This is a genomic window from Natronomonas gomsonensis, from assembly GCF_024300825.1.
Lineage (GTDB): Archaea > Halobacteriota > Halobacteria > Halobacteriales > Haloarculaceae > Natronomonas > Natronomonas gomsonensis.
In genome coordinates, this window is record NZ_CP101323.1 from 1,499,732 (window position 1) to 1,508,684 (window position 8,953).

An 8,953-nucleotide genomic window follows, 5' to 3' on the forward strand; every position below is an offset into this window, starting at 1 on the left:
AGCTTCAGCTCAGTCGGCTACAGCGTGTAGTCGTGACTCCCGTCCTCGCTATCGAGGAACGCGACGAGGAGGTCGACGACCGCATCCACGTCGTCGACGTGGACGCTTTCGGTCGGCGTGTGGAGGTACCGCGTCGGCACTGAGATGGCTCCTGCCGGCGTCGCCCCGGAGGTCCGCTGGAGGCCACCGGTGTCGGTACCGCCGGCCGGTAATACCTCGAACTGGTGGTCGATGTCGCCGTCTTCGGCGACCGAACGGAGCCGACGGTGGACCTTGTGGTTCGTGATGACGCTGCCGTCTTTGAGTTTGATGCCGGCCCCCTCGCCGAGTCGCGTCACCTGCTCGCCCGGTTCGAAGCCGGGCACGTCGTTTGCGACGGTCGTATCGAGGGCGACGACGAGGTCCGGGTCAAGGTCGACGCCGAGCGCCTCCGCGCCCCGGAGGCCGACTTCCTCCTGTGTCGTCGCCGCGAAGTGGACGGTCACATCGGGGGCTTCGAGACGGCGGGCAGCCTCCAGCATCGCGAACACGGACACGCGGTTGTCAAGCGCCTTGCCGGTGACGAACTCGCCGACGCGTTCGGTGGTCTGGTCGATGGTCACGAGGTCGCCGACGGAGACGCGCTCGGAGACGGCCTCGGCGTCAAGGCCCAAATCGACGTGGATGTCGTCGACATCGGGCTGTTTCTCGCGCTCCTCATCGGACAGCGTGTGTGGCGGCACCGATCCGATGAGGCCCGGAACGTCGCCGTCGTCGGTGTGGACGGTGACGCGCTGGGCGCGGAGGATTCTGGGGTCCCACCCACCGAGAGCGTCGAGTTCGAGGAAGCCGTCGTCGTCGACGTGACGAACCATGAAGCCGATTTCGTCCATGTGGGCCGCCACGACCACGTCGTACTCTCCCGACCCGACACTGCCGACGAGGTTGCCCATCGCATCGGAGCGAATCCGGTCGACGTGCGGTTCGAGTTCCTCGCGAACGAGCGCGCGCACGCGGTCCTCGTATCCCGGGACGCCGCGCGCTTCGGTAAGTGCGACGAGCAGGTCGTCGTCGAAATCGTCCGTCATGCCTTCGAATCGGGGCGCGAGCGATTTAAGCGGCCAGATTCCGCCGTTCAAAAGAACCGCGCCGATTCGGATACGACCACCGTCTCGAAGGCGTCGGTCGTCGACAGCGTGACGGGTTCGCCGGCGGCGACGGTGCGCTCGGTTCGGCCGTCTGCCAGCAGTTCGACTGGCGTCTCGTCGCGCTCGACGGAGAGGGTCACCTCTTCCAGCGGCAACACCCACTGATCGGCGTCAGTCGCGAAGGGCGCGAGCGGAACGACGGACACCACGTCGGTTCCGGTCGCGACCACCGGCCCGCCCGCGGCGCTGTTGTAGCCGACGCTTCCGGCGGGCGTCGAGGCGACGACGCCGTCGGCCCGGAACCTGGCGACGCTCTCGCCACCACACCGAACCGAGAACTCCGAAATTCGGGCCGGTTCGGCGGCTACGAGCGTCACGTCGAACAGCGCGCGGACGCCGTCGAAGGCGCGCTGGGCGGAGACGACCGGATGGCGTTCGGTTCGATAGGCACCGTCGAGGACGCGTTCGAGCGCCGGTTCGAGGTCCGACGAGGGAACCGAGCGAACGCCACTACCCGCCTCGACCGGGAGGACGGGAACGCCGACCTCCGCTCGCAGCAGGTCGACGACCGCGGCTTCGCCGTCCGCGACCACCACCTCGATTCCGTCGAGGTCACTCGCCGCCCCGACGACCGGGTCGCCGCCGGCTGCTTCGACGGCCGCCGCGAACGTCTCGTCACCGACGACACCGACGCGCTGACTCATCTGCCCGAAGGGACGGCCGGGGAGGGCAAAAAGGCCCCGTCCGCGACCGGCGCACGGGAGGGTTTTTGTCCCGCCACCGCAACGGGGGAGATATGCGTAGCGTACTCGACGAGTGGCGGCCGATAGTCGACGAGACCATCGAGTCGCTGCTTCCCCGCGAGGTCGACGAGGCGTACCTCACGGATTTCTTCGGCGCGGCGAGTTTCGCTTACGACCCGACGGCGATACAGAACGCCCTCGCCGACCCCATCTGGGATTTGCTGGACCGCGGCGGCAAGCGCTGGCGGGCCGTCCTCTTTCTGCTGTTCGTCGATGCATTCGGCGAGGACCCCGAGGCATTCCTCGAGTACGCCACGATCCCCGAAGTGTTGCACAACGGGACTATCATCGTCGACGATGTCGAGGACGGTGCGACCCACCGCCGGGGCAGTCCCGCACTCCACCACACCCACGGGACTGACGTGGCGCTCAACGCCGGCAATGCGATGTACTTCCTGCCGCTGAAGGTCATCACGCGCGACCCGGCGAACCTGTCCCCCGAAACCCGACTGGCCGCCTACGAGATGCTGACGTTCGAACTCAATCGGACGCATCTCGGCCAGGGAATGGACATCTGCTGGCACAACGAAAAGGAGGTCCGCATCACCGAACCCGAGTATCTCGAAATGTGTGCCTGCAAGACCGGCTGTCTCGGGCGCATCGTCGCTCGGTTGGCCGCCATCGTCACCGAAAACCCCGACGCCGAGGACGCCGCCGCGAACTACGCCGAGGACATGGCTGTCGCTTTCCAAATCGCCGACGACGTACTCGACGTCGAACACGCGATGGAAGAAGGCGGCTCCTTCGGGAAGGGCGTCGGCAACGACATCCGCGAAGGGAAGAAGACCCTGATGGTCATCCACGCCGCCGACAACGCGTCCCCGGAAGACGTGGCGCGCCTCGAGGAACTGCTGTGGGCCGAAGAGAACACCGACGAGGAAGTCATGGAAGCCATCGACATCCTCGAATCCGCCGGCAGCGTCGACTACGCACGCGGTGTCGCCGAAGACCTCTCGGCGGAGTCGAAAGCCCACCTCGACGGTGTCGACCTCGAAGCCGGGCCGGAACGGAAGCTCCGGTCGTTCGCTGAGTTCGTCGTCGAGCGGGAACGATAGCGCCCCGGATTTGGAAACACATTAATGGGCTCCGTGCCGACGCCAACGTATGGACCCATCGGTTACGCTGTTCGGCCCGGTCGATACGTATCTCGCCCCGGTCATCGGGTACGTGTTGCTGGCGCTCATCCTCCTCAACGTTCTCGGCCGGGGAATCGAGTACAAACGAATCGCAAAACAAGCTCAAGACGGCGCCGAAGCCGTTAGCCGCAACCCGCTCCGCGTCGCGACGAACTTCCTGCTGGTCGCCGGGGCGTTCTACTACCTCACGGTGAACCGCCACGCCGGCCTCGTCGTCTCGCTGTTCGTCGTCGCGATGGTCGTCGCCGATGTCTTCGAGTTCGAATCCCGAAAGGTCGAAGCACGACAGGAGTGGGACGTCGAACGGCCGTGGGGCTCCATCGCCGCCTCCGGATTCGCGCTCGCGTACATCGCCTACCAGACGCTGTTCTTCCTCATTCAGCCGTTCTGGAGCGCTATCGTCTAACTGGCGGCTCGCGGCTCTCGTCTCTTTTCACGCCGAACCGCATCCACCCGATGGACCCACCGAATTCGGCTTCGATAGCTGTCCGTCGACGCCACGCGTCGCTTCGAGTGTCGACACCGACTTCCGGAGGGACGTGCCCGCCGCTGTCCGTATCGAACTCCCCTCAGAAGAATCCGTGTTCCGTGCTGCTGTCGAAGAAGAGTCGACGTTACGCCTCGGCGCTTCGCTCGTCGAAGTAGTCGCGCAGTTCGTAGAACGCCGGGATGAGGAACCAGAACGTGATGACTCCGATGATGACGAACCCGGCGGTCACGTCACGGAGGAGCAACACCAACTCGGCGTACGTGCCGGGGTCCTCCGGCGGCGCCGCGATGAGCTGTGTCCCTTCGAAGCTCTCGGTCGTCAGCCACGCGGAGATAGCCATCCAGACGAGCCCTCCGCCCGTGAGGATGGCGAGTCCCTTCGCGAATTCGTCAGCCATTATCCGAATCTTCGGCGGTGTCGTCTTTAGACTTTCCCATTCCCGCCGTCCGGAAGCGAGTCGAGAACGCATACACTGCGCTCCCGCCGACGATGAGCGCGAGCCCGACGGCGACGAGAAGTAGGTTCACGTCCTCCGGACTCGCCGTCGCACGCTGGGTGCCCCGGTCAAGCAGGACGAACCCCCCGAGAATCGAGACGATGGCGATGAGCGTCGAGAAGACGGTAACCGTCTTGTACAGCCGCAGTGGAACCACGATGTCCCGACCCGAGGCGCCGACTGCCACCTCCGCATCGGAGACGCGAGGGTCGTCGTCGGAGGCAGTGCTGTCGCTGTTGTCGTCGTCGGGAGTGTCGTCTGAAACCATGAGAGAACGAAAAGACGGCGAGCCGCGTTACTTCGGCGGGCGGAGCCGGTAGTACCGGCGGTTGAGTTCGAACATGTACCCCTCACGCATCGTCTTCAGCACCGAGTAGGCGACGAAGGCGAACGCGAACGGGAGCATGAACGTCAACACGAACAGCTCACCGGACGTCATCGGGAGCAGGTCCGTGATGAGGTTCTGGACTGCGAGCACCGCGATGGTGAACGCGAAGATGACGCCGCCGACGCCGACGGCCGCCCAGAACGGCTCCTCGACGGGCCGCCGTGCGCTCCCTTTGTTCAGGAACGGGACGATGGCGATGACGCCGACGACGACGAGGTTCGCGAGCACGCCGTACGTTCGGTCGGACATCAGTTTCTGCCCGCCGAGCAGCGACAGTTCGGGGTTGATGGGCGTCAGCTTCAGCAGGCCGAACGACCAGTACAGATACCAGTCCGGCAGGATGACCGCCGGCGTGGAGTTGGGGTCGGCCGGGCCCGGGATGTGCGGCGGAATCGCCGCCGAGATGAAGAACATCGCTCCGAGGAAGAACGACGTAATCGCGAGGTTGCGAATCATCTCGTGGGGCCACGTCGGGAACGCGAGCACGTCGCGTTCGACGTAGTCGGAGGCACGACGGAGGTCCTCGTCCTCTCGTCGGGACCGCTCAAAGTACTCGTAGGTCAGCCGAGCCAGTCCTTGCGTGCGCTCCTTCCGTTCGCTCCACGTCGGAGCCTGGTCGTCCTGCGGGACGATGCCGCTTCCGTCCGTCTTCGGTTCGCCGCCGTCGGTTTTGGGTTCGTCGTTGCTCATTGTATCAGTGCGGTTCAGCGATGCCCTGCATCCAGACGATGCCGATGTGGATGGCGATGACGAGCGTCACCACGAACGGCAACAGGAACACGTGCAGGATGTACATTCGTTGCAGCGTCGCCTCACCCAACGTGAAGCCGCCGAAGATGAGCTGTGCGACCCAGTCGCCGATGAGCGGAATCGACAGCGCCATCTCGACGCCAATCTGGCCGGCCCAGTACGACAACTGGCTCCACGGCAGCAGGTAGCCGGTGTATCCGAACACCATCGTCAGCGAGATGAGGACGATGCCGATAATCCAGTTGAGTTCACGCGGCTCCTTGTAGGCGCCCGTGAAGTACACGCGGAGCATGTGCAGGAACACCGCGGCGGTCATCACCTGCGCCGACCAGCGGTGGAGGCTCCGCAGGAACGTCCCGAAGTTCAAATCGCCCATGATGAACAGGACGTTCGAGTAAGCGACCGAGGCGGCCGCATCCGCAGACGGCGCGGCCGTCGAGGGGGCATAGTAGAAGCCCAACAGCGCGCCCGTGATGGCGGCCACCACGTAGGCGATAGTACTGAACGACCCTAACGCGTACAGTGGGTACCAGTACCAGAACTTGTTGTCGAGGTTGTACTGCTCGGTGTGGCTCTTCGGCATCTGGAGGTTCGTCTTGTAGTACATGTCCTCCAGCAGCTCCAGGTAGTCGACGATGCGGAGCCGTTTGTCGAGCCAGATGAGGGTGGTCAGGTAGACCTCCTCGATGGGAGAGAGGTCCTTCGTCTCCATCCACCCTTCGTGGTCGTGTTCGTCTTTTCGTTCTAGGCTCATGGTTGTTAGTCAGGTCGTGGAAGTGCGACGAACGTCCCAAACTCGGGGGTGAAGGGGTCGTACGTCGACTGGTGGCACTGACAGTACACGCCGTTTTCGGCGTCGTACTGGGCTGCACTTCCGCTTTCTTTGTATCCCGGGACACAGCAGAAGTGCGTACAGACGTTCAGGTACGCGATGATGCCGTTGGTCGAGGCCGCCTCAATCCAGTTGCCAGCCTCGCTGTCCTCTTGGGCCAACTCTTCGACTCGCTTACTCCGGATGAGTACGACGGGAAGGACGTTATCCGTGCCCTCGGAGCGCCACGTTGCCTGAGCCGGCTTGCCAACGCCATCGTCGCCGAAGCCGTTGCCCCAGTCCTCGTAGCCCGCAAAATCGTCGACGTGGATTTGGTCGCCCTCGCTGAGTTCCTCCGCCTGCCACTCGTAATCAGGACTCCCCGCCGAGAGGAAGTAGTTATTCTGGTCTGCAGACGGCTGGACGCCCGGTGCGTTCTGCCGACCGCAGTACTGGTACCACGCCGAGGAGTACGTCTGTCCGCCCAGTTCCATCTGGGCGACATCGTAGGTGACACCCTCCTCGGTCACCGTCTCGACTTCCGGCCAAACGCCGCGGAGGTAACCCTCCTCGTCAGTTTCGACGGGGATGTACGGCATCCCACGGGGTGCTGGACCGCCGAGTTGCTGGATGGCGGCGAACTGCGTCGGACCACCGCCACCGCCGGCCGGTTGGGTGGCGATATCGATTGTCGCAGCGCCCCCGACGCCGACGCCGGAGAGCGCAGCACTCCCGACGACGCCTTTCACGAAGCGACGACGACCGGATTCGCTTGGATACTTGTCACTCATTGTTATTTCTTGTAGTATGGGTAGATGGCACGCTTCAGTTTGTCCAGCGTGCCGTCGGTGATTTCCTCACCGTGCATGTCCTCTTCGCGGATGTAGAGGTCCTCCCACTTGCGACGGCGCTTCTTGACGACCATCACGTCCGGAAGGAACTCCTTGCGGTACAGCAGCAGGATGAACGCGAGGTTGATGAAGATGGCCGCGAGCAGGAGTCCAAGGAGGACGTTACCGGCTTCCGTGCCGGTGGAGGTACCGACGCCCCACCCGGCGGTGAAGCCGTAGGTGAACACGCCGACGAAGACGATTTGGATGACCGACAGCAACACGATGGTAATCGCGGCGACGGTGCTCTCCCGCGCCGGTTCGTACCGGTGTATTGCGCCGTAACTGTTGTCGGACATGGTCAGTTACCTCCGCTCGTGTGCGGCGATTCGCCGTACTTGAGCATGAAGAACGTGAACAAAAGCGACACCGTAATCATCAGGATGACGCTGACGCCGACCCAGTGTTCGTGGATGTCCACGCCGAAGTGCGAGGGGTCCTTCAGCGACGGCCCGCTCGTGTCGATGGTGGGCACATCGTCGCCGACGGCAATACCGCCCTTCATGCCGGACGTTTCGTGTGGGTTGCAGTAGTACGTCGTGATACCGGCGTGGTCTTCCGTGAACTCGAACTCGTATGTCGCCGAACTGGAGTCGACGGGGTCCCCGCTGTTGAACTCTGCCGGCCCTTCGTTGGCGACGACGTTGTGGGCACCACCCTCGCCGGTCCACTCCCACGTCACCGTGGTCCCCGGCGAAATCCAAATCGCCGGCGGGTCGAACGCCAGTCCGTCCCCGCCACCGACGGAGATGGTCACTTCGTCTTGGTCACGGAGGTCCTCGGCCGACTCGTACAGATTAGCATCGTCGAGATAGGCTCCGAAGTCCGGCTCGAGGTTTCCGCCGCCGCCCGAGCCGCCTTCTCCGCCTTCCGCGGATGACGCTGCGGCTGGCTGTGCCGCGCCCGCGGCCGCCGTCGCGGCCACCGACGCACCACCGGCAGCACGCATGAAGTCCCGCCTTTTCATACACCTGTTGGTCAGGACTGTTTGTGCTTAAACCCACCGATGGCGCCTTCGTGAGAGGCCCCTGTAGCGGCGTCTAAACGCCTGTCTCTGCGTTCTCCTCTCCTCGCAAAGCACACACTCCTATCGGTCCCCCGACTGAATCTCGCTCGGGTCGTCGGCCTCCTCGATGGCCTCTCGGTGGATTCGCTCCATCGCCGTCTCGAGTTTCCGGCCGCCGGCCTCGAAGGCCTCGTCCGGCAGAAACGACGGCCGCTCGTCGGAGCCGGCGCCGACCGCACGCAACCGGTCTCTGTACTGCTCGGAGCGCATCCGGTCGGAGAGTCGCGCGTTCGCCACCGTCAAAAAGAGGAAAAAGCCGATGGCGAGGAAGAACAGCCCGAGCGTTACGATGATGGCGCCGCCGAAGCCGATGTCGAGCAAGCCGACGACCCCGGCCAGCCACACGAGGAGGAACAGGACTCCCGACAGCGTCGTCGCGCCCGCGACGACCTGCAACATTCGATTGCCGAAATCGCCGCTTCCCTCCGGGACCGTATCGGGGTGCGGTAGGCCGGCGTCGTCGTCGACCTCCGGGACGTCGTACTCTTCCATCGCACACAGCGCAATCATCGGCTCGACGTCGCGGAGAATCGTCCCGGTACCCTGAATCGACCCGTCCGGGCGGACGATGACGTACCCCTCGTCGGAGTACGCGACCACCCGGTCGTCGTCGCCCTCGCCGACGCGCTCGACGACGGCGAACACCTCCCGACGCTCGACGTTCGCCCGGAGTTCGTCCTCGACGCGGTCGAGCAGTTCCGACCCCGTTATCCACGAATCGGAGTCGAAGACGGCCTCCCACTCGTCGGCGGACATCTCCGCCATCTCCGCGGGGCCGAAGTCGTCGAAGTCGTACTGTGCTTCGACCTGCTGGCGCAGTTCCTCCGTCGAGAGGGTTTCCGTCTCGCCGGCGCCCTCACCCGGCTCTGCGCCGCCGGATTCGGTTGCGTCGGTGTCCCTCGACGCCGAATCCGTGGCGTCCGCTGCCTCCTCGGTTGGGTCCCGCGAGTCGGCCATTGGCGGATGTTGGGCCGTCGAAGGCTTACGCTTTCCGAC

12 protein-coding genes are annotated in these 8,953 nt (G+C 64.4%); 2 read left to right on the forward strand and 10 right to left on the reverse strand.

Annotated features, from left to right (window positions below):
• Positions 1-17 precede the first annotated feature (17 nt).
• On the reverse strand, positions 18-1,067 hold the full coding sequence (locus tag NMP98_RS08245) for a M42 family metallopeptidase (protein WP_254861034.1): 1,050 nt from the start codon (positions 1,065-1,067) through the stop codon (positions 18-20).
• A gap of 47 nt (positions 1,068-1,114) precedes the next feature.
• Positions 1,115-1,831: an NAD(+)/NADH kinase gene (locus NMP98_RS08250; protein ID WP_254861035.1), complete on the reverse strand. Its 717-nt coding sequence runs from the start codon at positions 1,829-1,831 to the stop codon at positions 1,115-1,117.
• Between the two features lie 92 nt (positions 1,832-1,923).
• Here NMP98_RS08250 and NMP98_RS08255 point away from each other — a divergent pair, with 92 nt between their 5' ends.
• Positions 1,924-2,985 (forward strand): polyprenyl synthetase family protein, encoded by a 1,062-nt coding sequence (locus tag NMP98_RS08255; RefSeq protein WP_254861036.1) that lies wholly within the window; start codon positions 1,924-1,926, stop codon positions 2,983-2,985.
• A gap of 49 nt (positions 2,986-3,034) precedes the next feature.
• Entirely contained in the window at positions 3,035-3,472 is a 438-nt protein-coding gene (locus tag NMP98_RS08260; RefSeq protein WP_254861037.1) for a DUF7313 family protein, read from the forward strand.
• A 208-nt stretch (positions 3,473-3,680) separates the two neighbouring features.
• Here NMP98_RS08260 and NMP98_RS08265 read toward each other — a convergent pair whose 3' ends face one another.
• From NMP98_RS08265 to NMP98_RS08300, 8 genes are all read right to left on the reverse strand, one after another.
• A complete protein-coding gene (locus tag NMP98_RS08265; RefSeq protein ID WP_254861038.1) occupies positions 3,681-3,953 on the reverse strand; it encodes a DUF7314 family protein in 273 nt (90 codons plus the stop codon).
• Positions 3,946-4,320 (reverse strand): DUF7315 family membrane protein, encoded by a 375-nt coding sequence (locus NMP98_RS08270; RefSeq protein WP_326494485.1) that lies wholly within the window; start codon positions 4,318-4,320, stop codon positions 3,946-3,948. The genes NMP98_RS08265 and NMP98_RS08270 overlap by 8 nt, the downstream gene beginning before the upstream one ends.
• Positions 4,321-4,347: 27 nt before the next feature.
• Complete coding sequence (locus tag NMP98_RS08275) at positions 4,348-5,130, reverse strand: cytochrome b family protein (RefSeq protein WP_254861039.1); 783 nt, start codon at positions 5,128-5,130, stop codon at positions 4,348-4,350.
• 4 nt (positions 5,131-5,134) lie between these two features.
• A complete protein-coding gene (locus NMP98_RS08280; RefSeq protein WP_254861040.1) occupies positions 5,135-5,944 on the reverse strand; it encodes a cytochrome b in 810 nt (269 codons plus the stop codon).
• 5 nt (positions 5,945-5,949) lie between these two features.
• Positions 5,950-6,798, reverse strand: coding sequence for a QcrA and Rieske domain-containing protein (locus NMP98_RS08285; protein WP_367997267.1), 849 nt, complete (start codon positions 6,796-6,798; stop codon positions 5,950-5,952).
• Positions 6,795-7,196 carry a DUF7318 family protein gene (locus tag NMP98_RS08290; protein ID WP_367997268.1) on the reverse strand — a complete coding sequence of 134 codons (402 nt, stop codon included), beginning with the start codon at positions 7,194-7,196 and terminating at the stop codon, positions 6,795-6,797. The genes NMP98_RS08285 and NMP98_RS08290 overlap by 4 nt, the downstream gene beginning before the upstream one ends.
• Positions 7,193-7,858: a halocyanin domain-containing protein gene (locus NMP98_RS08295; protein WP_254861043.1), complete on the reverse strand. Its 666-nt coding sequence runs from the start codon at positions 7,856-7,858 to the stop codon at positions 7,193-7,195. Before NMP98_RS08295 ends, NMP98_RS08290 begins: the two co-directional genes overlap by 4 nt.
• Positions 7,859-7,978: 120 nt before the next feature.
• A complete protein-coding gene (locus NMP98_RS08300) occupies positions 7,979-8,914 on the reverse strand; it encodes a DUF7319 domain-containing protein (RefSeq protein WP_254861044.1) in 936 nt (311 codons plus the stop codon).
• Positions 8,915-8,953 lie beyond the last annotated feature (39 nt).